Source organism: Streptomyces sp. NPDC046465, from assembly GCF_040646035.1.
Taxonomy (GTDB): Bacteria; Actinomycetota; Actinomycetes; order Streptomycetales; family Streptomycetaceae; genus Streptomyces.
Genome location: NZ_JBEYZK010000005.1, coordinates 264,361 through 287,494, shown reverse-complemented (window position 1 = coordinate 287,494; position 23,134 = coordinate 264,361). Strand labels below are relative to the sequence as shown.

Genomic DNA, 23,134 nt, shown 5'->3' with positions numbered 1-23,134 from the left:
CCGTTTCTGAGCCGGTGCCTTAGCAGGTACAGGCAGAAGTACGCGCACGCCGACCATGGTCAGGGGTTCCCGGCGGGAGTGAGCAGGGCACGTACATGTGCGGCCTCGGGGCTTCCGATTCGTTCGAGCAGGGACAGCGCCTCCTGCCAGCAGGTGTGCGCACGTTCCTGCTGGCCGAGCCGGCGCAGGGTCTGCGCGAGCAGGGACAGCACACCGGCGAGCCGCCGGTCGCCGCCGATGTCGCGCAGCAGGGCGAGAGCCCGTTCGGCGTGTGCGGCGGCCGCTTGCGGGCGCGAGGCGGCCAGTTGGGCGGTGGCCATACGGAAGTGGGTCATGCCGATCCAGTACGGCTGCCTGCTCTCCTGGAACATCACGAGGCCCTGGTGGAACCGTTCCAGCGCCTCGTCGTAGCGGCCCGCCTCGTGAAGGGCGAGACCAAGGGCGTAGTAGCCGTTCGCAAGCCGCAGGGTGGCGCCGAGCCCGCGCCACAGTTCCACCGCCTGCTCGGACGCGGCGATCGCGCTCTCGGTCTGGCCGAGACCGAGCTGGGCCCGGCCGAGGTTCATGAGCATGGCTGTCTCGCCGTAGTGGTTGCCGTCGGCCCTGAAGGCCCTCAGGGCCTGGGTGAAACAGACGGCGGCGGCTTGGTGGCGGCCGTGGAGGATGGCAAGCAGGCCCAGCAGGTTGGGTGCGTACCCGAGCGTGAGCATGTCGTCGGCGGCGGCGCCGAGGGCGTGGGCGCGCTCGGCCTCCTCGCGCGCCCGCTCCGCGCGGCCCGCCAGGTGGTGCACTTGGCCGAGAACGACCCTCGCGCGGCCCTCGGTGCGCGGGTCGCCGACGCGCCGGGCCTCCTCGGCCACCGCCGACGCTGCCGACGCGTAATCCTGCCGGTAGGCGCCCGACTCCATCAGGTCCTGCGTCACCAGCAGGACATCGGCGGCCATGGGCGCAAGGGCAGGTTCCGCCGCGCACTGGCGTACGGCGGCGAGCAGAGCGGGCCCCTCGGAGAACACCCAGTCCAGGGCCTGTTGGCGGTCGTCGAACGGCAGGGCCTGGCGGTCGGTGGGCGCCAGGTGTTCCACCAGGCGGTCCCCCGGGTTCTCCAGCTCGTACGCGTGGCAGGCCGTGACCAGGTAGAAGCCGAGCAGGCGGGACAGCACGGCCCTCTGGTCACCGTCCGGGTCCTCGTGTGCGGCGCGGTCGCGGGCGAACAGCCGCAGGAGGTCGTGGTAGTGGTAGCGGCCCGGTGCCGCGGATTCCAGCAGACTGGTGTCGACCAGGGACTCGAGGAGCAGCTCGCTGGTGTCCTCGTTCTCCTCCAGTACGGCGGCGGCCGCGGCAAGGGAGATGTCGAGGCCGTCCGGCAGCGCGAGGCGCCGGAAGGCTCGGGCCTGCGCGGGCTCCAACTGGCCGTAGCCCAGCTCGAAGGAGGCGTCCACGGCGAGGTCGCCGAGGCGCAGCTGGTCGAGTCTGCGGCGTTCGTCGGCGAGCCGCCCGGCCAGGGTGGAGACCGCCCAGGCCGGGCGGGCGGCCAGGCGCGCGGCGGCGATACGGATCGCCAGTGGCAGGTATCCGCAGGCGGCGACGGTCTCTCGGCAGGCGGTCGGCTCGGCCTTGGTACGCGGGGCGCCGACGATGCGCGTGAACAGGACAAGAGCCTCCTGCTCGCTCATGACGTCGAGGTCGAGCACCTGGGCGCCGGGGACCGCGACGAGGCGGGCGCGGCTCGTGATCAGTACGGCGCAGTCCGGTGCGCCGGGCAGCAGCGGACGCACCTGGGCGACACTGTGTGCGTTGTCGAGCAGGACGAGGACCCGGCGTCCGGCCAGGGTGGACCGGTAGAACGCCGCCCGTTCCTCGTGGTCGTCGGGGAGGGCGGAGTCGGGTACGCCGAGGGCGCGCAGGAAAGCGCCCAGTACGTCGTGGGGCCTGGCAGGCCGGGCGCTCTGGCCGAGGAGGTCCGCGTAGAGCTGCCCGCCGGGGAAGTGAGCGCGGACGTCGTGGGCCACTCGTACCGCAAGCGTGGTCTTGCCGACGCCGCCGAGTCCGCGTACCGAGGCGATGGCCATCACCCGGCCCGGGTCGCGCAGCAGATCTCGCCGCAGGTGTGCCGCGGCGGCGGCCCGGCCCGTGAAGTCGGCCAGCTCGGCCGGGAGTTGGGCCAGGCGTGCCGCTTGGGGCAGTGGCTCGCCCTCGGCGCCGGTGCCGGGGGGTGCGGCGAGGCCGGGGTCCGCCTGCAGCACGCGCTGGTGCAGTGCGGTCAGTTCCGGGCCGGGGCTGACGCCGAGTTCCTCGTCGAGCATGCGGCGGGTGTCGGCGTACACGCCCAGTGCCTCTCCCTGCCGTCCGCCGCGGTAGAGCGCCACCATCAGCAGGGCGCGCAGGCCCTCGCGCAGCGGATGCTCGGCGGTGAGTGAGGTCAGCTCGGAGACGGCGTCGAGGTGTCCGCCGAGCTCCAGGTCGAGGGCGAGGCGGTGTTCGAGCAGGGCCAGGCGCCATTCGGCGAGGCGGGAGCGCTGGGTGTGGGCGAAGGGGCCGGGGACGCCACCCAGGGGTTCCCCGTTCCACAGCGCCAGCGCGTCGCGCAGTGCCCGCCGTGCGCGGTGCGGGTCGTGTGCGGTGCGGGCCTCGGCTGCCTGCGCCTCATACTTCTCACACAAGGCCAGGTCAAGTGCCCCGTCCGGCAGGGCGATCGCATATCCCCCGGCCTCGGAGACGAGGGTGCGGCGGCCGAGGGTCTTGCGTAATCGGGAGGCGTAGGTGCGCAGGGCGGGGAGCGCCTGGGCGGGAGGCGCCTGGCCCCATATGGCGTCGATGAGTTCGCTCGCCGTCGCGGTGCGTCCGCCTCGCAGCAGCAGCGCGGTCAGCAGGGCCCGTTCCTGGGGGCGGCCCTCGGGCAGTGCCTGCGCACCGCACCACGCACGGACGGGACCGAGCACCTGGAAACGCATCGGGGGCTCGGACCGCCGGGCGTCGTGGGCGGGGGCAGTGCCCTGCGCGGGAGTCCGGCCGGGTCCGGGCGGTGCATGGCGGCGGTGGGCGGGGAGGGTGAAACCGAGCTGTTCCAGCCGCATGCCGAACATCTCCTCCAGCACCCGCTGGCTGGAGCGGCGCGGGCAGGGCGGATCGGGCTGCCGCCAGCGGTGCAGCTGCCGTACGGTGATCTGCCCCGGCTCGCCGAGCCGCCGTGCCGTGGCCTCGTACACCGCCATGAACACCGACGGCTGCTGCCACTGACGCCGGGCGCACAGCCGGGCAAAGTCCGACTGCCGTGTCGCCGCCATGTCCGCCTCCGGGCTCTCTCTTTCCGGCAGACGGCTCAACCTAGCGGCCCCCGGGATGCGGTAACAGGTGTCTTACCGCAGGAAAAGTCCGGCCGAAAGTCCGGCGGCTCGGCCGCGGCACGGCCACTGGACGGGGCCGACCACGCTGTTCGGCCGGGAGGGCCGCCTCGTGGGTGCGCTCATCGGACGGACAGCGCACGGAGGCGGCCTGGTGAGCGCGCCGGTGTTGACTCCTTCTCGTCCGGCACATCAGCGCACAGCCGAAACCACCGCCGCCCACAGGGGTGGTGCGGCCTGCCCGAACACAACGGAGGACACCACTCATGCACCGACACAAGCGCCTCGCGCTGGCCACGGCCACCATTGCTCTCGGCACCGGGCTGACCTTGGCGGCTCCGACCGCCCAGGCCGACAGCGCCCCGAAGGCCCCGAGGTCCGCAGCCCCCGCGGACGACACCGCGCGGTTGGCCGTGGCGGCGTGCCCGGCCCCGCTGCACACGTACGAGCACTGGCGCTACACGGGCGGCTACAAGAAGTTCTGCAAGTCGGACATGAAATTGTCCGACAACAAATACAACAACGGACACAAGGTCAACGACAATCTCCGCTCGGTGAAGAACCTCACCCGCAGCTGCTACTGGACGCTGTGGACGAACTACTGGAACCGCGGTGAGCACTGGACGTTCCACCCCTGGACGTGGTCGTCCGACCTGAAGGACACCCGCGTCAAGTACAAGACGAGTTCGCTGTACAAGTCGTGCACCTGACCCGTGAGCTCGCGGCGCGAACCCATGCCATGAGCTGAGCCCGTCCATCCGCCGGAGGTACGGCACCGCCTGCCGTGTACCTCCGGCACCTCCTGGGAGGTGCTGACCATGCGCAGGCGTATCGCACCCGCAGCGGCCCTGGTGCTGCTGCTCGCCGCGGGTTGCGGGGGACCCTCGGCAGACGACGGTACCCACCCCCCGGATCGGCCACCCGCCCCGAGCCGGGAGATCCGCGCACTCACCCTGCCCTTGGACGCGTACGAGTTGGACAGCCGCAGCGCCGCCCTCGCCGCCACGGCGCAGGAGAAGCTGATCAAGTCGTGTATGGCACGTCAGGGTCTGGACTGGCCCGAGCTCCCCCACTCCTCGACCGAGACATGGCCGCATCGCGGCCGCTACGGTCTGGCTGAGACTGCGGTGGCGAAGCGATACGGATACCACGCCATCCCTGACCCGGCCACCAAGACCGCGGAGAGGCGTCTGGGACAGCGGGACGCGAAGCTCACCACACGGCAGCGGACGGCTGCCTACGGTACCGACGGCCGGTCGGGCTGCCAGGCACGAGCCGACCGCGTACTGATGCGAGATGTGCCGATGGTCAACTCCGACCTGGTCAATGAGGCTTCCCACGCCGCGTACGAGAAGTCCCGGCACACCCCCGCCGCCCAGCGGGTGTTCGGGGAGTGGCGGGCCTGTATGCGGAAGCGGGGCCATGCCTACCGCGACCCGATGGACCCGAACGAGGACCCCCGGTGGAAGGGCGGACAACCCACCCGTGACGAGATCGCCACGGCCCAGGACGACGTCGCGTGCAAACTCCGGACACGCCTGGTGGCCGTCTGGTGGCGGGCCGATGCGACCCTGCAGCACCAGGCGATCAAGGACAGTGCCGGGCGCTTCCGGCAGGTCCATGAGGCCCGGAAACGCTACCTGGAGAATGTACGGCGGCACAGCAGGTGAGGACCCCGTGGCCGACGCTGCCCGCGCGGGACTTCTCGGCGCCTTTCTGCCGGGGCTGTCCGCCGCACTGCGCGGCACCAGCCCCGGTCGCCAGCTCCATTACTGCCGTTCACAGAGGAGGGGGTGGCGATCCAGCTGCCGTCCGGCGCGATCGCGACGCCGACCGCCGGGCGGGAGACCGCCCCTCCCCCTGAGCACAACCTCCCGGTGCCGGGAATGACGGTCTCACCGGACGGCACGTGGATTGCTGCTATCGGCCATGACGGGAAGCCACGTCCCTGTGGGGGTCTCGGAGATGCCCGACAACCCGGTGGGCCGGCACCGCCACCCCGGCCCGGGGAAGGTCGTCGGCGCGCGTGACGTGTGCCCGGACAACCGGGCTGGCCCGCCTCTCGTACAGTCAGGCCCGCGCCCTACTGGACGAGCACACCGCTGTGCGCGGGCCGGGAACCGGCCGGGACCTGCTCGCCCCGGGCGGCAGCCGTGGTTGCACCTGCGGCGCTGCGCCGTCACGGCGCAGTGTTCGAGAGAGCAGGGGCTGAAGGCTCCCATTGCTCAGATCCACTGGTTCCCGCCCTCGACCGAGGACGGCGGTCTCAGTTCAGGCCGGTGAGGAACTCGGCGAAGAGCCGGTTGGCGGTCTCCGAGTCGTAGAGGCGCTCGAACTCGGCGCGCGCCAGGCGGCGCCGGAACTCACCGTGGTAGGAGACGTCTCCCTCGTCGTGCATGAGGTCGGTGAACCACACGGCGAACGCCTGGTAGTTCCACACGTGCTTCAAGCACGTGGCGGAGTACGCCTCAAGCAGGCTCCTGTCCTGCTCCTTGACCTGCTTCGATACGGCCGCGGCGAACATGTCGGCGTCATGCAGCGCCAGATTCATGCCCTTGGCGCTCATGGGCGGCACGATATGCGCGGCATCGCCGAGCAGGTATAGGCGGCCGTGGCTCATCGGGTCGTGGACGACACTGCGCAGGGGCACCAGCGTCTTGCTGGAGATCCGTCCCTTCACGGCGACCGATTCACCGAAGCGCGCCTCCCACCACGGTGAACAGGTCTTCCGTGCCGTTGGGCATCGAACCGGCGAGCCGGGAGCACTGTAAGCACCCACCCGAATGGCTGACCTCCCATGCAGAAAAAAAGGGGGGTTGGAGATGTTGGCAGGGCATTCGCCTACGGCGTTTCCGCAACACCAAAACGCCACGCCTGCCGCTGCCGACAGACCCGCACCCGGCACCGGCTGGAGCAGTAGACCGCCGACTTGGCCCGCTCCACCCCTACCGTCCACGACCGCCCGCACACCGGGGCACACCGCCTGCTCGCCCCGCAGGATCGCCGCCACCCGGGACCGTGTCCGCCGCATCCCGCGCCACCGCCGTGACGCTACTAAAGGCCATTGGTCCCGAATCTTGTCGAGGGGCCAGGGCACCCGAACCTCTGCACGGTTACTCCGGTCGCCGACCCATCCGGCTGCACGTCGGCGTGTGGGCCTGATGAAGGCGGCTGCCGGGGCGTCCGATCGGCTTCGAAGAGCCCTGTACCAACCGCACAGCAGCAGAGGAAAGGCAACGTCATGGCTGAGAACACACTGAACGGCCACCGCGTTCTGGCGATCGTCACCAACTACGGAATCGAGCAGGACGAGCTCGTGGTGCCGGTGCAGCATCTGCGTGAGCGTGGCGCCCACGTCGACGTGGCCGCCGTGAAGGCGGAGGAGATCCGCACGCTCGTCGGCGACAAGGACCCCGGCAAGACCGTCCAGCCGGACCTGACCCTTGCCGACGCGGACGCGTCCTCGTACGACCTGCTCCTGATCCCCGGGGGCACGGTCAACGCGGACTCCCTGCGGCTCGACGAGACCGCCGTCTCGATGGTCCGCTCCTTCGCGGAGTCCGGCCGCAAGGTGGCTGCGATCTGCCACGGGCCGTGGCTGCTGGTGGAGGCCGATGTCGTCGATGGCAAGACCCTCACGTCGTACGCCTCGGTCGCCACCGACATCCGCAACGCCAAGGGCACCTGGGTCGACAAGTCCGTCATGCACTGCGGCGCCAACGACTGGGACCTGATCACCTCCCGTACCCCCGACGACCTGGAGGACTTCCTCCGCGAGATCGACGACACGCTCGGCGCGGCGGGCTGACGGCCCCGCGTCCGCCCCGGCTCGCGCGAAGTGGCGGGCCGGGGCGTGTCGGGTGGTGTCGGGTGGGTGTCCCCCATGCTTGATGGTGTTCGTCAATGGCCTCGCAGACAGGAGGAGGGTCCCGAAGCTGCGCCCCGGCCGACAGCGGCCGCAGTCGTTCACGACGCCCCCGAAGGCAGGGTTGGGGTCCATGCCGTAGCTGCGCACGCCGCACTGGATGTTCCCCGCGTCGCGACCGCACATGTCCTCCAGGGCGATCGCCTGAGGACGAGATCCGCGGATCCGGTCCATGCATCGCTTGATGACCAGGGCCGGGATCGTCCGTGCCGGGTCCTTTCGTGCGGGTAGCCCCCCTCACGTCATGCACCACAGCAACGCCGCCGTGCACAGTCACCAGCGCCTCAACTCTTCACCCAGGGCGCTGTGTTCCTCCCCACACAGGTGAACCCCCCTCGCAAACCAACCCTTCAGTGGAGTGGTGACGCACTCGCGCCACCCGGCCGCCGGTGCGGTCGTCGAAGGATCCGGTTTTCGACAGGGGCATCTGCTGATGACGTCGTTACGAAGAAGAAGACCTGCCACGTTTTCGACAGCTGCCGACGGCTTCGTCGATGCCGCGCTGGGTTCCCTGGGGGTCGGCGACACCCAGTCCGCCGACTTTCGCCAGGGGATTCAGCGCCTGATGCACGGCTGGGGCGAACTGCCCGTGAGCCACGGCGAGAGCCGGTCGGGCGGCGAGTACTTCGCCGCGAACGACGGTGCGCCGTTCGAGCTGTCGGTGTCCTGGCGGCCGGGCGGCTTCGAGGCGCGCCTGCTCTGCGAGTCCGCCGACGGGACCCCCGGGCTCCTTGCCCGCCAGGCGAGCGGGCTGGCGCTGACGCGCAGGGTGACCGCGGGGCTGAGCTCCGCCGCGGTCGACCGCGTCAACGGCGTGGTGGACCTGTTCACCTCGCGCGAACCCCACGGGCCCTTCACGCTGATGCACGCGGTCGGGTGGAACCCGGGCGCCGAGCCTGGCTTCAAGCTGTACCTCAACCCCGGCGTCCACGGGCCGGACACGGCCGCGAGGTCCGTCGCGCGCGCCATGGACAAGCTCGGCATGTCCCGCGCCTGGGCCGCCACTGCCGAGACGCTGCGCTCGCTCGGCATCGAGAACCACCTCGGCGTCCTCGCCCTGGACCTGTCCGATTCCCCCAGGGCCCGGGTCAAGGTCTACGCCGGTCTACCCGGTTGCTCACCCCAGGACGTGGAGGACATCGCGCGGCTGTCGGCCACGTACCGGCCGGGCCGGGCCACGGGGGCCTTCGACGCCGTGTACGGCGACGCGAGCCCGGCCCGAAGCCCGCCATGGCCGCCCTCGCGTTCACCTCCGGGCTCGACGCCCCCGCCGCGGTGAACCTCTACCTTCCGCTGGACCCCAATCTTCCCCACGACGAGGCCTCGCTGGCCGCCGCGGAGGCCTTGATGCGGGACGAGGGAATCGACCCGGCCCCGCACCGCCTGCTCATCGAGAAGCTGTGCCCGACCAGCCTGGACCGATCCCACATCCAGAGCTGGGTCTCCTGCCAGGCCGCAGGCCCGCCGCGTGTCACCGTGTACATGGGACCGGAGCTCTACCCTCATCGGGTACGGCCTTCCGGAGGGCGGCAGCCCTGAGGGTGATCTTCGGGCCGTAGATTGGGCACATGACAGAGGGGACGCGGACCGGGGCGATAACGCGGTCACGGAGAAAGCGGGGGCGGCACGCGGCTCCGAAGCGGGGCCCGGGCGAGGGCGGGATGATGCGCTCGTCCCTGTTGATGGCGGCGGGGACGGTGGTGTCCCGGGCGACGGGGCTGATCAGACTCGTACTGCAGGGGGCCGCGCTGGGGACCGGGCTGCTCGCCACCACCTACAACCAGGCCAATACCGTGCCGACCAGCCTGTATTTCCTGTTCATCGGCGGGGCACTGAACTCGGTGCTTGTACCGCAGTTGGTGAGGGCCCGGACCGAGCATCCGGACGGCGGCAGGGCCTTCGAGCAGCGGCTGGTCACCCTCGTCCTGTGCGTGCTCGGTGCGGGCACGGTGCTGGCGGTCTGGGCGGCGCCGCAGATCGTCGGCCTCTACCAGAGCGATACGCCCGACAACCATGCGGCGTTCGAACTGACCGTGACGTTCGCCCGGTTCCTGTTGCCGCAGATCTTCTTCTACGGTCTCTTCAGCATCCTGGGGCAAGTGCTCAACGCCCGGAACAGATTCGGGGCGATGATGTGGACCCCGGTCCTCAACAACATCGTCCTGATCACGGTGTTCGGCATCTACCTCGGAATCATGACCGTCCCGGACGGCGTACAGGACATCACGCAGACCCAGGTGACACTCCTCGGCATCGGCACCACACTCGCCCTGGCCGTCCAGGCGATCGCCCTGATTCCCTTCGCCCGCGCCGCGGGTTTCCGCTTCCGTCCCCGCTTCGACTGGCGCGGCACTGGCCTGCGCAAGAGCGTCGGCGCGGCTCGCTGGACGCTGCTGTTCGTGCTGGCCAACTTGGTGGCCAGCACGGTCGTGACCCGTTATGCCTCGGCGGCCGACCAGGCGCTGCCGAAGGACGGCGTGGGCTTCACCGCCTACTCCAACGCGCAGACGATCTGGATGCTGCCCCAGGCGATCATCACAGTCTCCCTGGTCACCGCCCTGCTGCCCCGGATGAGCCGGGCCGTGGTCGAGCGGCGCCTGGGCGATCTACGCAGCGACCTGTCCCGCGCCCTGCGGATCAGCGGCGTGGTCATCGTCCCCGCCTCCTTCTTCTTCCTCGCCTTCGGCCCCCGGATAGCACAGTTGCTGTTCGCTCACGGCGCGGCTGACGCCGCATCCGCCCGGCCGCTGGGCCACATGCTCCAGGCCTTCGGGCTCGGCCTGATCCCCTTCTCCGCGCAGTACCTGTTGCTGCGCGGGTTCTACGCCTTCGAGGACACCCGGACGCCGTTCTGGATGGCCGTGTGGATCGGCGCCGTCAACATCTCCCTGGCCACGGTCTGCCACCTGCTGCTGCCCGCGCGCTGGGCCGTCACCGGGATGGCGGTCGCGTATGCCGCCTCGTACGCCGTCGGCCTGCTCATCACCGCTCTGCGACTGCGACGGCGTCTGGAGGGCCGCATGGACGGCAGACGCCTGTGCCGCACCTACGGCAAGCTGGCGGCCTCCGCCGTATCAGCCGGCGCGCTCGGCTGGCTCGTCGCTCGCACCTACTCCACGACACTGACATCCACCACCTGGGCTCCCGCGCTGGCCCTGGCCGCGGGCGGCGCCACCATGGCGTTCCTCTTCGTACTTCTCGCCCGCGCCTTCAAGATCAGCGAGCTGCGGAGCCTGCCGGGTCTGAGGTGACAGAGCGGACGAGCGGGAAAGACGAGCGGGAAAGGGGTGGTGGCTGGTGGGGGCGGATGGGGCCCGGCCGGTACTGCATCATCACGAATTGCTCCGCCGTCTCGGGCAGCGGCGTGGCCGCGGTCGCCAGCACCCAGCCCGGGCCCTTCTCCGCGTGGTTCACCTGGCGCACCGCTCCGTCGGGGTGCGGCGGGTGCAGCGTCGCGGTCGCCCGGTAGATGGGCCCCGCGACGGGGTCGCGCCGGACGTCGTGCGCGAGGTTGACCAGAGCCGGATCGGCCGGGTGATCGGTGACCGCTCGCCTGACGGCCGGGCAGGCTCCGCGAGCCCAGTCGTCGGCCCAGTTCAGGAGCGTGCCCTCACGAGCCTGAGCGTCGAGGAGCATCCATCGCATGATGTTGGACGGAGCCCGGCCGTCGGGGAAGAGAGCCTTGAACTCGGCGTTGCAAGCCCTGACGTTCCAGTGCTTGTCGGCGATGTAGGCCATGGCGCCCGTGACCCCCTCGACGACTGTCCGCCAGACCATCCCTACCCGTGTCGCTTCTGAGTCTGAAGCCTGCTCACCCGGCTGCACCGGCCGTCCCCTCCCGTCATGCTCCGCGTAGAGCTCCGTGCCGTGACGGCTCGTCCGTCAAGCCTAGCCAGCACCGGAAGCCATGCTTCCGGTGCCCCTGGCGCGCTACCGGTACGACCAGGCCGCCGCCTGGCCCGCGAGTTCCAGCACAGTCGGAGAAGAAGAAGCACCGCCGAGGTGGCTGTATTCGACTGCGATCACGATCATCAGACGCTCGGGCAGCCCCAAGTGCGGGTAGAAGTCGCGCTGGACCAAGTCGTCCATCGCCTTCTCCGCAGTCATTCCGGCTTCGAAGCGAAGACGTATCTCGCGCTGCGCCGTGCGGAGGTAGACGAGGTGCTCTTCGAGGCCGGCCTGGTCCGTCGGCCTGCCGTGGCCAGGAATGATGACGCGCGGATTCAGGTCGAGAATGAGGTCGCACGCATTGATGACGTTCTGTAGCGGCCCCGCCCAGTGCGGCGGATGGTCGCCGTGGAAGAACACGTCGCCGGCGCAGACCACATCTCCTATGCGAGCCACCAGATCGCCGACATGGTGCGCAGGGCCCACCTCGATCAACTCCACCTCCGTCTCCCCCACGGCGAACGTGTGGCGGCCGGAGAAGGTCGACGTGGGCGCCACCAGTCGGGCGGAAGCGAAGTCGAAGACGCCGAAGTGCTCACGGAGGTACCGGCCGAGGGGGGAATCGGCCGCCGACTGGTTCACCAGGGCGTGCATTTCCTGCGGCGTCGGCTCGTGATGCAGGTGCTCCCGCGCAGCGCGGGTGGCGATGATGTCCGCGCCGGGGAACAGGTAGTTGCCGAAGGTGTGGTCGCCGTTCGCGTGGGTGTTGACCACGGTGCCCACGGTGCGGTTTCCGAGCCGGGGCTGTGCCGCGGCGATCATCGCCCGGGTCAGGGGCCCGTCGTACGGCGTGTCGATGACGGCGGCCTCGGGGCCCGAGATGACCCATAGACAGTTCGCGTAACCCCAAAGGCCCGTGCCTTCGGGAGCCCACAGGAAGAGCCCATCGGCGCCGGGTATTTCAGTGAGCTGCGTGGGGAGGTTCATGAGCGCATTCTCACCGATTCGTGCACCCCGCTCGCGCACCGGGTCCGGCACGGTCAGCGCACCGCTGTCCGGGGTTGTGTGCCGGGGGAGGTTTGGCAGCTGCAAATGTGGTGAGGCGCACGGCAGTTGACACAGGAGGTGCACGGTGGTTTTCAATCCGGGGCAGAACGGTCACTGGGTTCGCACACGTACAGAAGCCGACACGAAGGCTTTCATCGAGGAGAAAATGGCCGAGCAGGAGCGGTCCCTGGAGACGGGCACCGGATCGGTGATAGCGACGGGCATCATCGTGCTGCTCGTCGTCGCCGCGGTTCTGTACAGCTGGCTCGGCTGACCACCGCGCGCCGTCTCCGCGCACACCCGCGGCCCTACGACCCCAGCGGTTCGGACGTGATGGACCCTGCGGCTGCGTATGTTCCTGCATTGGGCGGAGCCAATAGGCCCGCCGCGACGGAACAACGAAAGTGTGCCGAGGTCCCGGGGCTGAGCAAGACCAAGGGCGAGGGGCTCGACCAGTGGAGGTGCACCGGCAGGGGCCACCACTGGTGGTGCCTCACCGAGGGGCCGGGCAACGGCGCCGACCTCATCCAGTACACGTGCAGCGACGCGGCCGACAACCGCTTCTGGGCGATCGACTGACGGGGCTCGACTCCCGGGACCACTGATCTGACCGTTGAACGGCCGGTGGCGGGGGGGCCTCGCCACCGGTCCGCGCCCGGTCAGGGACGGCGTGCCGCGACCACCGCTGAACTCGTCGGTGTGGTGAGTATTTCGGTGGCTTCGAGGGCCGGGTGGGTGAGGTAGAAGAGGCGGAGCTCATCCACTTCGCCCTCGAAACGAGGCGGCCAGCTCGGCGACGGGGTGAAGTCGTCCAGGATGAGAATGCCACCGGGAGCGAGCAACTCGACGACCCTTTGGGGATCGTCACGCTTGCCCCCGCCGTCGCAGAAGAAGACGTCGAAGGGCGCATGCCGCTCGAGCAGCCGCCAATCCCCCGTGAGCACGCTGACACGTTCGTCGTCCGCGAAGACACCGGCCGCTCGGCGGGCCAGCATTTCGTCACGTTCTACGGTGAGCAGGCGTGCACCGGCACCGGTCAAGCCGCTGTGCAGCCAGGCGGTGCCCACTCCCGAGCCGGTGCCGCTCTCCGCGATGACTCCGTCGGGTTTCGCGACGGCGGCCAGCCTGAGCAGCCTGCCCACCTCGGGGATGCAGCTCTTCTTGAAACCTGCCTCCGACGCGATGTGCTCCGCCGCCACCACTCGGGGCGGAACCGTGCGTTCAGTCAGGACGGTCGTATGGGCTGTATCAGTCGTATCAGTCGTATCAGTCGTACGAGTCATGATCGAGCCTCCCCTTCGCCGTGAGCATGACGCTATCGCCCTGGCGCCGGCAGACGGCCCCGTACGGAATTTCACTCCTCGGGCACCAGGTCCGGGCGCAGCCGGTGCCAGACCGGGTGCCGCAGCAGGCCGGCCCGGGTGAGGGCGGTGTAGCGGACCTCGGCGACCAACCGCGGCAGGACCCAACGGGCGCCGGGCACCGCGGGTTCGGGGGCGAAGGGGCACTCGTCCATGGCGGCGATGCTCAGGAGGTGGGCGAGTTCGGTGCGTTGCCGCTCGTTCCAGCCCGTTCCCACGCTGCCCCGGTAGGTCAGGACTCCGTCCTCGTACTGGCCGACCAGCACCGCGCCGGGCAGCCCCGTCAGGCGACCGTGGCCGGGGAGCCAGCCACCGACGACCACGTCGACGGTGCGTACGTTGCGGATCTTGACCCAGTTCGGTGACCGTCTGCCGGGCTCGTACACCGAGTCGAGCCGTTTCAGCACGATGCCTTCCAGGCCGTGCTCGCGGGCGAGTTCCAGGGTCTGACCGCTGTGCCCGACGACCGCGCGCGGGACCGACCAGCGCGGGCCGGCCTCGACCAGCCGCTCCAGGGTGTCGCGGCGGCGGACGTAGGGCAGGCCGGTCAGGTCCTGACCGGCCAAGAACAGGACGTCGAACAGGACCAGGTGCACGGGGGCGCCGGCGGCGAGGCGGGCCGCCTTCGCCGGGGAGCCGGACAGCCCCATACGTGGCTGAAGGCGCTCGAAGTCCGGACGCCCCGCCTCGTCGAGAACGACGATCTCGCCGTCGAGGACGGCCGGTACGTCGCCCAGCGCGTCGGCCAGGGCGTGCAGTTCGGGGTAGGCGGGAGTGATGTCCGCGCCCGAGCGCGAGCGGATGACCACGGTGCGGTCGCCGGGCAGGTACACCAGCGCGCGCTGCCCGTCGTACTTGGTCTCCGCACTCCACAGGTGTTCGGTGCGGGACGGCGGCAGCGATCCGGAAGTGGCGAGCATGGGGGCGAGGCGCGGCAGAGGGGCCATGGTGGTCAGCCCTCGCCCCATCCGGGTGCGTTCATGCGCGACGGCCGCCCATCTCGCCCGGTCGGCCCCGCCCTCCGCGGCCCCGCTCACCCGGTGGGCGGCAGGCCCCGGAGCGGGAAGCGCACGGAGCGGGAAGCTCACGGAGCGGGAAGCGTACGGAGCGGGCGGCTCCGTCAGCTGACGACCTGGTCCCCGTCCGGCACGTCCTCGACCGAGACCGAGACCGGGCCGCCGGTCAGCCCGAGCCCGTGCGACACCGCCCGTGCCAGGCCGTCCGCGTCCTGGCCCGCCGGAACCGGGACCTGCTCCCCCTCGCCGTAACTCTCGATCGCCTTCGTGAAATAGCTCGGGTGCCAGGCGCCGACGGCCCCTCTGACCTCGACCGCGGTCACGGCACGGCTGCCGACGACTCTCTTCACCGCGGCCAGGATCTCGTCGGACCGCAGCTCACCCGGCACCTGGAACAGACTGGCGTGCGCGCCGACGAGGCCGCCCTCCCGCAGCCGCACGGTGACCGTGAGACAGCTGGTGACGCTGGGGTACGTGAGTACGCCACCGGGCGCGACCTCCTTGACCTGTCCCTCCGAGATCGTCGCCTCGGCGGGTGCCGAGGCACTGCCTGCCGCGGACACCGGGCCGGAGGAGCGCTCGTAGGCCTGAGCCGCGGGGCTGAGCCCGCACGGCAGTGCCAGGAGCGCGGCGGCGAGGACCGTGCCGCTCACGGCGGTGCGCCGCCACCCCGGCGCCCGGACGGCTCGACGCGCGGGGTGGAGCGGCTGCTGATGCGATGACACGGGTAACTCCTGAGAAGGCACTGAGCTGAACCTGATCACTGTACTGAGGGCGCTCGTACGCTCGTACACTTGTACCGAGAGAGGCCGTGCTCCTTAAACCCTTTGGGCCGCTGACGGCAGACCACATACCGTGCCCCTCATGGATGAACTCGCCCTTCTGAGACAGTCCGACGGCCCCGTCACCCGCGCCGGGATCCGGCGCGAGGTGGCCGCGTTGGGGCTTGCCGAAGGCGACATCGTCATGTTCCACACCCGAATGTCGGCACTGGGATACGTCGCGGGTGGCTCCCTGACGATCATCGATGCGCTCTGCGACGCGGTCGGCGACCGCGGCACGCTGATGGTCACGTGCGGGTGGAACGACGCGCCGCCCTACGACTTCGACACCTGGCCCGAGACCTGGCAGGCGGCTCTGCGCGCGGAGCAGCCCGCCTACGACCCGCGGCACAGCGAGGCGGACCACAACAACGGCCGCCTGCCCGAGGCCCTGCGCCAACGGCCCGGCGCGGTGCGCAGCCGCCACCCCGACGCCAGCTTCGCCGCCCTCGGCCCGGCCGCCCACGCCCTGATGGACGATCACCCGTGGGACGACCCGCACGGTCCCGACAGCCCTCTCGCCCGCCTCACCGCCCTGGGCGGCCGGGTGCTCCTGCTGGGCGCGCCGTTGGACAGCCTCACCCTCCTTCACCACGCGGAAGCGCTCGCGCAGGCGCCTGGGAAGCGGTTCGTCGACTACGAACAGCCCGTCACCGTGGACGGCGAGCGCGTCTGGCGGCGCTTTCACGACATCGACTCCGCGGACGGCGCCTTCGACTACACGCCGGTCGTCCCGGCAGGCCAGGAACCCTTCGAGGCCCTCGCCCTCGACATGCTGGCCGCCGGGCATGGGCGAGTGGGTCAAGTCGGCGCGGCCACCTGCCACTTGTTCGAGGCGGGCGACGTGGTGGCCTACGGCGTCGACTGGATCGAGAGCAAGCTCGGACGGGGGGCGGCGGCGCAGGCCTCACCTCGGCGCGCGGGCCGCAGCTGAGAGTCCGAGGTCCGCGAGCGCGGACAGCCCTGCGGCGGAGTGGTCGGGGCCCGCGAGGAGCAACGTGCGGGCCGACTGGTACGGGGATCCGGCCGCGGCGAAGGCCCGCGCGGTGGCGTCTCGCTTGTACTTGCTCATCCCGGTCCCCTTCGGGGGACTCCACGTGGACTCCTTCGCGGGGACGTGGCTCGCCGTCCTGACCGGTGTCGCCACCCTGCTGTGGCGCCCTGGGTGACGCGCCTCGCGCGATCTGCACGACGGCGCCCAGGCCTGCCTCGTCGACGGTGCGCACCGGAACGCCGCCAGCTCGGTGCCGGTCGCGTTCTCGGCCGAACAGCGGGGCGAGCTGCCGTTGCACGCGTGAGAGCATGCGGCCATGCGCGTCGTGATCGCCGAGGATGCCGCCGTACTGCGGGAATCGCTGGCTCAGATGCGCACGACCACAACCGCCGGGTGCTCGAGGTCGTCCGTCTTCTACGGTCGTGAAACGAGCCGGTGGCGCCTCCTTCAGCGAAGGGGGCCCAATTCGCGCCGTTCTGGCGGGGGTTGGGGGCGCCGTAGAGCAGGAAATCCACGTCGGCGCGTGCCCCGGCACCCGGTGGCACGCCTTGTCGCCGACCGCCCGTGCCCGACGTGTCACACCCGCTCCTCGCCCATCCTCGACTCCCCCACCGGAACCCCACATTCCGCCCCTAAGCTCTACGGTCCCTTCACGGTCGCACCCTGGACGTACAGCCTCCGATCCGCGTATCGGCAGGACATAGGCATATGTCAGAAGCACCACCGCATCGTGTGTTGCCAAATCCCTTACGGCCCCTCACCGGCTGTGCGAAAGTCGATAGCGGTCCACCACCCGTCAAGTCGGTCGCACCGCACCTTCACCGGAGCACCCCATGCCGCCCCACGTCTTCGCGGACCACGCAGCCGCCCAGCCGCCCGAGCGCGGCCCGGTCGACGCGCTGATCTCGCAGACACGCCGGCTGCGCGGCGAGGTCGATGCCGTCCGGCGCGACGCCACGACCGACCACGGAGACCCCGAGGGGCGTTGGCAGCGAGCCCTGTGCGACCTGGCGGTGCATCAGCTCAACGACCTGGACGACCATCTCGCACAGCTGCGGGACGGCCCGCCGCGGGTGGGTGGGGAGCCCGCGGCACCGGCCGCCCCGGAATGCCGGGAACCACAGCGGGGTTCGCTCCTGAGCCGGGTGGGCAGCGCCGAGTGGAACCTCCTCACCGACGAGGCCGGCTGGTCCGGCGAGCTCTACGAGATCCTCGGCCGCGACCCGGCCGCTCCCCCGCTCTCGCTGGACGAACTCCCCTCCCTCGTACACGTCGAGGACCAGCCGCTGCTGACCGCGATGGTCACGGACTGCCTCATCGACGGCAAGCCCATCGACGGCGAGTTCCGCATCATCCGGTCCGACGGGCGAGTGCGCCAGGTGCACATGATGGGCGAGCCCGTGCTCGCCGCCGACGGCTCCACCGCCTCCATGTGGGCGGTCCTGCGGGACGTCAGCGAGTTGCGCCGCAGCCAGCGCGTGGTGCGCGAGAGCCATGACTCGCTACAGCGCCGACACGACATCGCACAGACCGAGCACCGCCTCGCCGTCGAACTGCAGGAGGCGGTCCTGCCGCCGTGGCGCGGCTCGCTCCGGTTCCCCCACGGCGGCCCCGGGCGGCTCGACCTCGCCGCCCACTACCTCCCATCCTCGACCAGCACGCTCGTCGGCGGTGACTGGTACGACGCGATGGAACTCCCCGACGGGCACGCCCTGTTGAGCGTCGGCGACCTCACCGGACACGGCGTCGCCGTCACCTCCGGCATGGCGATGCTGCTCGGCGCACTGCGTGGCATGGCGGTCGCCGGAGCCCCGCCGGGCCAACTCATGGAATGGCTGAACCAGTTACTGGACGCCACGGTCCAGCCCGCCCTCGGCAGCGCCGTCTGCTGTCGCTACGACCCCGCCACCCGCCTGCTCACCTGGGCACAGGCCGGTCACCCCGCCCCCCTGCTGTTCCGCGAGGGAGCGGGGCGCATGCTGACGCCACCATCCGGCGTGCTGCTCGGCGCCACCTCCGGGGCAACGTACGGGCAGGCCGAAGAGCAACTACGGCCCGGCGACCTGCTGATGCTCCACACCGACGGCCTGGTTCCACGGCGCGACAGGGACACGGCGACGGGCCTGCTGCTCTCCCTCGCGTCCCGATTCACCGGGGCGCGTACGGCACAGGACTGCGTGCGGGTCGTCGTCGAGGAGTTCGGCGGCGCCCCGCGCGAGGACGATGCCTGCCTGTTGGTGGCGCGGATCTGAGGGCCGCGACCTGAGGCGTTCTACGCCCTGGCTGTCCTCCCCGCTCCCCTGACCCCCCTCGGCAGCGCCAGCTTGATCTCCTCCCGCAGGTCCTCGATCTTCGGGTAGCCGGCGTACTGCGCGGTCAGCCGGTACATCTCGCGGAGCCGGTCCCAGGTGCGGTGCGAGGAGTTGGCCCGCATCGACACCAGCGCCAACCGCGCGTACCGGTCGGCCTGTTCGGGGTCGTCGGCGATGAAGCAGGCCGAGGCGAGCGAGATGTAGTCGAAGATCTGCGACCGGTCGCGGTTCTTGGCCCGCAGCTCGATCGCCCGCTTGGCATGCCGTTGCGCGACGCCCGCCGCGGACGCCTCGTGCTCGGCGAGGGTGCGGTAGGCGAGGGCCTGCATGCCGTGCAGATCCGCTTCGTCGAACATCTGCATCCAGCTCGGCGGCGGCACGTCCCCCTTGTCCGACACGAAGAGGTCCTCGGCGAGCCCGAGGGTGCGCCGCATCGCCTGGCCGCGCCCCATCGACGCGTGCGCCCACGCCTCGATGGTGTACAGCATCGCCTGCGTGCGGGGCAGTGCCTCCTCGCCCGCGCCCGACTTGGCGAGCTTCATCAGATCCAGGGCGTCGTCCGGCTTGCCGAGGTGCACCATCTGGCGCGCGGCCCGGGACAGGGCCTCCCCCGCGCGCGGGCGGTCGCCGCCCTCGCGTGCCGCGTGCGCCGCGATGACGAAGTACTTCTGCGCCGTGGGCTCGAGACCGACGTCGTGCGACATCCAGCCCGCGAGTACGGCGAGGTTGGCAGCGACGCCCCACAGGCGCCGCTGGAGATGGTCGGGGTGCCGGTAGGCGAGCATGCCGCCCACTTCGTTGAGCTGGCCCACGACGGCCTTGCGCTGCAGCCCGCCTCCGCGGGCCGCGTCCCACGCGCGGAACACTTCGACCGAGCGCTCCAGCTCCTCGATCTCCTGGGACCCGATGGGGGCGGCCTCGTAGCGGTCGAACCCGGCGGGGTCGGCGTGCAGGGGATCCTCGATACGGGGGGCGTCGGCCGCAAGCGCCGGGTCGGCGTGCAGCCAGTCGTGCATGGCGCTGCTGAGTGCGGAGCCTGCGGCAAGCGCGGCGCCCGCGCCCACCAAGCCGCGTCGGTTGAGCATGAGGTCCATTCCCGTGAATTCGGTGAGGACCGCGGCTGTCCGCTCGGGCGCCCACGGCACGCCGTCGGGGTGCTCCACACTCCCGTCGGCACGCCGCTTGCCTACGCGCCCGTGCCGGACCATGCCTAGATCCTCAGTGGTCACGACACGGCCGAGACGCTCGGTGAACAGGACCGCCAGCACACGCGGCACCGGATCGCGCGGGATCTCCCCCGTGTCGATCCAACGCCGCACCCGCGAGGTGTCCGTGGCCAGTTGGGGGTGGCCCATGGCCGCCGCCTGCCGGTTCACCAGTCTCGCGAGCTCCCCCTTGGACCAGCCGGCCAGGCCGAACAGGTCCGAAAGGCGGGTGTTGGGTTGTCCGTTCACGTCAAGCCCCCAGGTTCTCGGCTGAGTTGACAGTAACCCTCTGTCAGTTGCTGAGCGACTATTCGCCAGGGTTCGCCAGGGTGCGCCACATGGTGTGCCAGGGGACGGCGGGTGTCAGGTAGGAATGCGCCACCCCGACCCGGTCGCCGCAAGGCACTCCCCAGGGTGCACCCGAAGCGATCGGGCCGGGAGGCGCACGCAATTCACAGGCACACGAAGGGATCTGTATCGCCCATGTACGCAGCATCGTCCTCCGTGTCCGCCCCGCCCCGGCCGCTGCACCCGCGCCCCCCGGTCCACCGGAGTCGCGAGATCGCCTCCTCGCCGGGAAGCGGCCCCTATCTTGAGCCGGTGCGCCCCGCTGGTGCACCGCTGGGCGCCGGCCGTACGCCCCGCGTACCGGGAACCGGTACGCAACCGCTCAGCGGGAGACTCGACTTGTCCGGCCCCCAGGGGGCGCAACTGCGCACCGCGATTGCTTCGGTGCACCGCATCTGCCCGGAGTTCAATCCGGTACAGGTGCTCCGCAGAAGCGGCCGCACCGTGCTGCTCGTCGGCACGGCAGGACGCAGCACCGCCGTCGCCAAGTGCCTGCTCGACCACTCACCGGTGTGGGCCGAGCGGATCAGGCACGAAATAGCTGCCTACCGCTCGTTCGTCCGGCACCGGCCGCCGGTGCGGGCGCCGCGGCTCATCGCCGCGGACCCCGAGGACTGCACTCTGGTGATCGAGCGGATGCCGGGACGGGTGGCGGCACTGCTCCGGCACCCGATCGAGTCTCCGCCGCGCGCCGACATCCGAGCGGCGCTCGGCTCGATCTGCCGCCTCAACCAGTGGCGGCCGCCGGCCGAGATGTTCGGCAGGCCGTTGGACTACGGCAGGCGGATCTCCCGCTTCCACGAGCTGGGTCTGCTGACGGACCGTGACATGGGTGACCTGCAGAAGCTGCTGCACGGCATCGCGCACTCGGTCGGACATCTGGGCACCGGTCACCAGGCCATGTGGCAGTTCTGTCACGGCGACGCCCTGCTGTCGAACGTCCTGCTCTCCCCGGCGGGACCCGTCCTGGTCGACTGGGAGCACGCGGGCTGGTACCTCCCGGGGTACGACCTGGCGACCCTGTGGGCGGTCCTCGGGGACTCCCCGGTGGCCCGACGCGAGATCAGCCAGCTTGCACAGGTTGCGGGCCCGGCGGCGCGGGACGCCTTCCTGGTGAACCTGATGCTGGTCCTGACCCGGGAGATCCGGACCTACGAAACGGCCGTGCAGCGTTCGATGCACGACTCGGCCCCGACGGCACCGGGCCCGGCCCAACCCGGTGCCGCACCGTCCGGCGAGGAACAGCGGTTGCTGCTGAGGCGACTGCACGACGACTGCCAACTGGCCCGCCGGGCCGTGCGAGCGGCGGTCGGCACTCGCTGACGGGGACGACGGTCCGCAGTGCGCTTTGGACAGGGGCGTACTGCGGACTTTCGTATGCCTCTGGCACTTCCGAGCGACTATGACGCGCAGGCTATGACCGCGGAACGGGCTATGACCGCGGAACGGGCTATGACCGCGGAACCATGACGGAAGAGCCGTGCCGCCAGGGCTTGCTCACAGATTCTTGAGCGTGCCGCCGATCAGCGCCGTCACCGACTCCAGATGTTCCGGTGGAGACGTGCCGTCCGCGGTCAGGACGAGGGCGGCGTCCGGCGCGAGAGGGATGTGGAGCCGGGTGGGGCCGGGCGGCGCGGGAGTGAGGTACAGATCGGCTCCCGTGCAGCCGAGGACCGTGGGGACGTGCTTGGCGACCGCCTGGACGATGCCCGTGGTCGTAGTGGCCGCGTCGAGCGCCACCACGAGCGCGTGCAGATGGTCGAGCCTGGTGTGCACGGCGGACAGGGAAGCGGTGAGCGCGTTGCGCTCCTCGGTGGCGCGGAAGCGGAGCATGCGCTCGCGCTCCAGGGCGTTGACCCTTTCCTTGAGCGTGAGAAAACGGTCGCCGGGGTCGATGCGGACGGCGCGCAGATGCACGGTCGGCGCGGCGAGCCATTGAGCCCGGGCGCCGAAGCAACGGCAGCGCACCCGCGAGCCGTCGTAGCCGCACAGCGTGAGGCCCGCCGGCGTCGGATGGCCGGTGCGCAGCCACTGCCGGACGCGCGCGGCGACGTCGTCGTCGGATTCGGAGACCAGGCTGCTCAGGAGAGGGCCGTCCTGGACCCCGGGAAGCAGCCGCACCGCCGCCGGGTTCGCGGCGAGGACCTGGGTATCGGCGGCGACGAGCAGCACGGGTTCCGTGAGCAGACCGGTGATCTTCCGGAAGAGCTGCAGCGCTTCGTCGCGGATCACCGCAGGTCGCCGTAGTACTCACGTCCGGTGCCCTCGTCCGATTCGGCGGGTGGGCGCAGATGGACGATGACGCGACAGCCCACGTCCCATCGGGCGATGGTCTTGTCCAGTTCCACACGGGCGTAACCGAGGTTCTCCGCGGCGATGGTGCCGAAGACGTTCGATGTCATCATGCACATCGAGGGGCGGCCCACGACCTTCTCGCCGAACGGGCACACCCGGTTGCCCAGGACGATGCGCCGTTCGTTCTCCTCGATGACGAAGAAGTCGCCGCCGAGGCGCCTCTTGAGGTCCACCATGACCTGGGCGACCTGTCCGAGGTCGAGGCGGTCGACGTCCAGGGCCTTGGTGTACTGGCGGTTGACGTCACCGCCGAGGGTCTGGCTGACGAGGCTGACGTATCCCGCGGCCTCCTCCAGGCCGACCACGTCCTCGAGTACACGGGCCAATTCACGGATCAGACTCCGCATGAACACATCGCGGTCAATGGCGATGTCTGCTTCCGATGGTTGCACTGGGCCCCTCCGTGGTGTGGCCGATAAGTGCACGGCTCACCTTGTGTCACTCCATGATTGCTCGCCGTGACCTGGGTTGTCGACCCGTTCGGGAAGGTGGCGCGGAGTGCTGGTGGTCACCACGGTCGT

At 70.6% G+C, this 23,134-nt stretch carries 21 protein-coding genes and 1 pseudogene; 11 read left to right on the top strand and 11 right to left on the bottom strand.

What is annotated here, in order from left to right:
- Positions 1-59: 59 nt before the first annotated feature.
- Complete coding sequence (locus ABZ953_RS10500) at positions 60-3,284, bottom strand: BTAD domain-containing putative transcriptional regulator (RefSeq protein ID WP_361719899.1); 3,225 nt, start codon at positions 3,282-3,284, stop codon at positions 60-62.
- Between the two features lie 323 nt (positions 3,285-3,607).
- Between ABZ953_RS10500 and ABZ953_RS10495 the strand changes: the two genes are divergently transcribed.
- The 3 genes and pseudogenes from ABZ953_RS10495 to ABZ953_RS10485 all read left to right on the top strand — a co-directional run.
- On the top strand, positions 3,608-4,051 hold the full coding sequence (locus ABZ953_RS10495) for a peptidase inhibitor family I36 protein (RefSeq protein WP_361719896.1): 444 nt from the start codon (positions 3,608-3,610) through the stop codon (positions 4,049-4,051).
- 108 nt (positions 4,052-4,159) lie between these two features.
- Positions 4,160-5,011: a hypothetical protein gene (locus ABZ953_RS10490; RefSeq protein ID WP_361719893.1), complete on the top strand. Its 852-nt coding sequence runs from the start codon at positions 4,160-4,162 to the stop codon at positions 5,009-5,011.
- A 319-nt stretch (positions 5,012-5,330) separates the two neighbouring features.
- Positions 5,331-5,475, top strand: a pseudogene (locus tag ABZ953_RS10485) (site-specific integrase); the annotation flags it as partial.
- Positions 5,476-5,607: 132 nt separating this feature from the next.
- Here ABZ953_RS10485 and ABZ953_RS10480 read toward each other — a convergent pair.
- Positions 5,608-6,372: an FAD-dependent monooxygenase gene (locus ABZ953_RS10480; protein ID WP_361719890.1), complete on the bottom strand. Its 765-nt coding sequence runs from the start codon at positions 6,370-6,372 to the stop codon at positions 5,608-5,610.
- 210 nt (positions 6,373-6,582) lie between these two features.
- On the opposite strand from ABZ953_RS10480, the gene ABZ953_RS10475 reads away from it, so the two are divergent.
- The 4 genes from ABZ953_RS10475 (at position 6,583) to murJ (ending at position 10,517) form a co-directional block, all read left to right on the top strand.
- Complete coding sequence (locus tag ABZ953_RS10475; protein ID WP_361719887.1) at positions 6,583-7,149, top strand: type 1 glutamine amidotransferase domain-containing protein; 567 nt, start codon at positions 6,583-6,585, stop codon at positions 7,147-7,149.
- Between the two features lie 478 nt (positions 7,150-7,627).
- Positions 7,628-8,545 (top strand): tryptophan dimethylallyltransferase family protein, encoded by a 918-nt coding sequence (locus tag ABZ953_RS10470; RefSeq protein WP_361719884.1) that lies wholly within the window; start codon positions 7,628-7,630, stop codon positions 8,543-8,545.
- Positions 8,497-8,805, top strand: coding sequence for a hypothetical protein (locus ABZ953_RS10465; RefSeq protein WP_361719881.1), 309 nt, complete (start codon positions 8,497-8,499; stop codon positions 8,803-8,805). The genes ABZ953_RS10470 and ABZ953_RS10465 overlap by 49 nt, the downstream gene beginning before the upstream one ends.
- Before the next feature lie 122 nt (positions 8,806-8,927).
- Positions 8,928-10,517, top strand: a complete 1,590-nt coding sequence (gene murJ, locus ABZ953_RS10460; RefSeq protein ID WP_361719878.1) for a murein biosynthesis integral membrane protein MurJ — start codon at positions 8,928-8,930, stop codon at positions 10,515-10,517.
- Here murJ and ABZ953_RS10455 read toward each other — a convergent pair.
- Together ABZ953_RS10455 and ABZ953_RS10450 are read right to left on the bottom strand one after the other, a co-directional pair.
- Positions 10,483-11,043, bottom strand: coding sequence for a hypothetical protein (locus tag ABZ953_RS10455; RefSeq protein WP_361719875.1), 561 nt, complete (start codon positions 11,041-11,043; stop codon positions 10,483-10,485). The genes murJ and ABZ953_RS10455 overlap by 35 nt on opposite strands.
- A 153-nt stretch (positions 11,044-11,196) precedes the next feature.
- Positions 11,197-12,192 carry an MBL fold metallo-hydrolase gene (locus ABZ953_RS10450; protein ID WP_361719872.1) on the bottom strand — a complete coding sequence of 332 codons (996 nt, stop codon included), beginning with the start codon at positions 12,190-12,192 and terminating at the stop codon, positions 11,197-11,199.
- A 372-nt stretch (positions 12,193-12,564) separates the two neighbouring features.
- On the opposite strand from ABZ953_RS10450, the gene ABZ953_RS10445 reads away from it, so the two are divergent.
- On the top strand, positions 12,565-12,780 hold the full coding sequence (locus ABZ953_RS10445; RefSeq protein WP_361719869.1) for a hypothetical protein: 216 nt from the start codon (positions 12,565-12,567) through the stop codon (positions 12,778-12,780).
- A gap of 80 nt (positions 12,781-12,860) precedes the next feature.
- Here ABZ953_RS10445 and ABZ953_RS10440 read toward each other — a convergent pair whose 3' ends face one another.
- From ABZ953_RS10440 to ABZ953_RS10430, 3 genes are all read right to left on the bottom strand, one after another.
- On the bottom strand, positions 12,861-13,403 hold the full coding sequence (locus ABZ953_RS10440; protein ID WP_361719866.1) for a class I SAM-dependent methyltransferase: 543 nt from the start codon (positions 13,401-13,403) through the stop codon (positions 12,861-12,863).
- A gap of 152 nt (positions 13,404-13,555) precedes the next feature.
- A complete protein-coding gene (ligD, locus tag ABZ953_RS10435; protein WP_361720193.1) occupies positions 13,556-14,509 on the bottom strand; it encodes a non-homologous end-joining DNA ligase in 954 nt (317 codons plus the stop codon).
- A 173-nt stretch (positions 14,510-14,682) separates the two neighbouring features.
- Positions 14,683-15,303 carry a hypothetical protein gene (locus tag ABZ953_RS10430; protein WP_361719863.1) on the bottom strand — a complete coding sequence of 207 codons (621 nt, stop codon included), beginning with the start codon at positions 15,301-15,303 and terminating at the stop codon, positions 14,683-14,685.
- A gap of 139 nt (positions 15,304-15,442) precedes the next feature.
- Here ABZ953_RS10430 and aac(3) point away from each other — a divergent pair, with 139 nt between their 5' ends.
- Positions 15,443-16,333, top strand: coding sequence for an aminoglycoside 3-N-acetyltransferase (gene aac(3) / locus ABZ953_RS10425; protein ID WP_361719860.1), 891 nt, complete (start codon positions 15,443-15,445; stop codon positions 16,331-16,333).
- On the opposite strand, the gene ABZ953_RS10420 is transcribed toward aac(3), so the two are convergent.
- On the bottom strand, positions 16,307-16,471 hold the full coding sequence (locus ABZ953_RS10420) for a hypothetical protein (RefSeq protein ID WP_361719857.1): 165 nt from the start codon (positions 16,469-16,471) through the stop codon (positions 16,307-16,309). The genes aac(3) and ABZ953_RS10420 overlap by 27 nt on opposite strands.
- A gap of 755 nt (positions 16,472-17,226) precedes the next feature.
- Here ABZ953_RS10420 and ABZ953_RS10415 point away from each other — a divergent pair.
- Positions 17,227-18,645, top strand: a complete 1,419-nt coding sequence (locus ABZ953_RS10415) for a SpoIIE family protein phosphatase (protein ID WP_361719854.1) — start codon at positions 17,227-17,229, stop codon at positions 18,643-18,645.
- Positions 18,646-18,665: 20 nt separating this feature from the next.
- Here the strand turns inward: ABZ953_RS10415 and ABZ953_RS10410 are convergent, their stop codons facing one another.
- On the bottom strand, positions 18,666-20,159 hold the full coding sequence (locus ABZ953_RS10410; RefSeq protein WP_361719851.1) for a hypothetical protein: 1,494 nt from the start codon (positions 20,157-20,159) through the stop codon (positions 18,666-18,668).
- A 234-nt stretch (positions 20,160-20,393) separates the two neighbouring features.
- Here ABZ953_RS10410 and ABZ953_RS10405 point away from each other — a divergent pair, with 234 nt between their 5' ends.
- Complete coding sequence (locus ABZ953_RS10405) at positions 20,394-21,581, top strand: aminoglycoside phosphotransferase family protein (protein WP_361719848.1); 1,188 nt, start codon at positions 20,394-20,396, stop codon at positions 21,579-21,581.
- A 174-nt stretch (positions 21,582-21,755) separates the two neighbouring features.
- On the opposite strand, the gene ABZ953_RS10400 is transcribed toward ABZ953_RS10405, so the two are convergent.
- Together ABZ953_RS10400 and ABZ953_RS10395 are read right to left on the bottom strand one after the other, a co-directional pair.
- Positions 21,756-22,490 (bottom strand): PAS domain-containing protein, encoded by a 735-nt coding sequence (locus ABZ953_RS10400; RefSeq protein WP_361719846.1) that lies wholly within the window; start codon positions 22,488-22,490, stop codon positions 21,756-21,758.
- Complete coding sequence (locus tag ABZ953_RS10395; RefSeq protein WP_361719843.1) at positions 22,487-22,939, bottom strand: methanogen output domain 1-containing protein; 453 nt, start codon at positions 22,937-22,939, stop codon at positions 22,487-22,489. The genes ABZ953_RS10400 and ABZ953_RS10395 overlap by 4 nt, the downstream gene beginning before the upstream one ends.
- Positions 22,940-23,134: the final 195 nt, after the last annotated feature.

Excerpts from the sequence above, each read along its gene's own strand:
- ABZ953_RS10455 (WP_361719875.1), bottom strand. The coding sequence starts at position 11,043 with ATGGTCTGGCGGACAGTCGTCGAGGGGGTCACGGGCGCCATGGCCTAC.
- ABZ953_RS10415 (WP_361719854.1), top strand. The coding sequence starts at position 17,227 with ATGCCGCCCCACGTCTTCGCGGACCACGCAGCCGCCCAGCCGCCCGAG.
- ABZ953_RS10405 (WP_361719848.1), top strand. The coding sequence starts at position 20,394 with ATGTACGCAGCATCGTCCTCCGTGTCCGCCCCGCCCCGGCCGCTGCAC.
- ABZ953_RS10490 (WP_361719893.1), top strand. The coding sequence starts at position 4,160 with ATGCGCAGGCGTATCGCACCCGCAGCGGCCCTGGTGCTGCTGCTCGCC.
- ABZ953_RS10500 (WP_361719899.1), bottom strand. The coding sequence starts at position 3,284 with ATGGCGGCGACACGGCAGTCGGACTTTGCCCGGCTGTGCGCCCGGCGT.
- ABZ953_RS10465 (WP_361719881.1), top strand. The coding sequence starts at position 8,497 with ATGGCCGCCCTCGCGTTCACCTCCGGGCTCGACGCCCCCGCCGCGGTG.
- ABZ953_RS10475 (WP_361719887.1), top strand. The coding sequence starts at position 6,583 with ATGGCTGAGAACACACTGAACGGCCACCGCGTTCTGGCGATCGTCACC.
- ABZ953_RS10495 (WP_361719896.1), top strand. The coding sequence starts at position 3,608 with ATGCACCGACACAAGCGCCTCGCGCTGGCCACGGCCACCATTGCTCTC.
- ABZ953_RS10420 (WP_361719857.1), bottom strand. The coding sequence starts at position 16,471 with ATGAGCAAGTACAAGCGAGACGCCACCGCGCGGGCCTTCGCCGCGGCC.
- ABZ953_RS10480 (WP_361719890.1), bottom strand. The coding sequence starts at position 6,372 with ATGCGGCGGACACGGTCCCGGGTGGCGGCGATCCTGCGGGGCGAGCAG.
- murJ (WP_361719878.1), top strand. The coding sequence starts at position 8,928 with ATGATGCGCTCGTCCCTGTTGATGGCGGCGGGGACGGTGGTGTCCCGG.
- ligD (WP_361720193.1), bottom strand. The coding sequence starts at position 14,509 with ATGGCCCCTCTGCCGCGCCTCGCCCCCATGCTCGCCACTTCCGGATCG.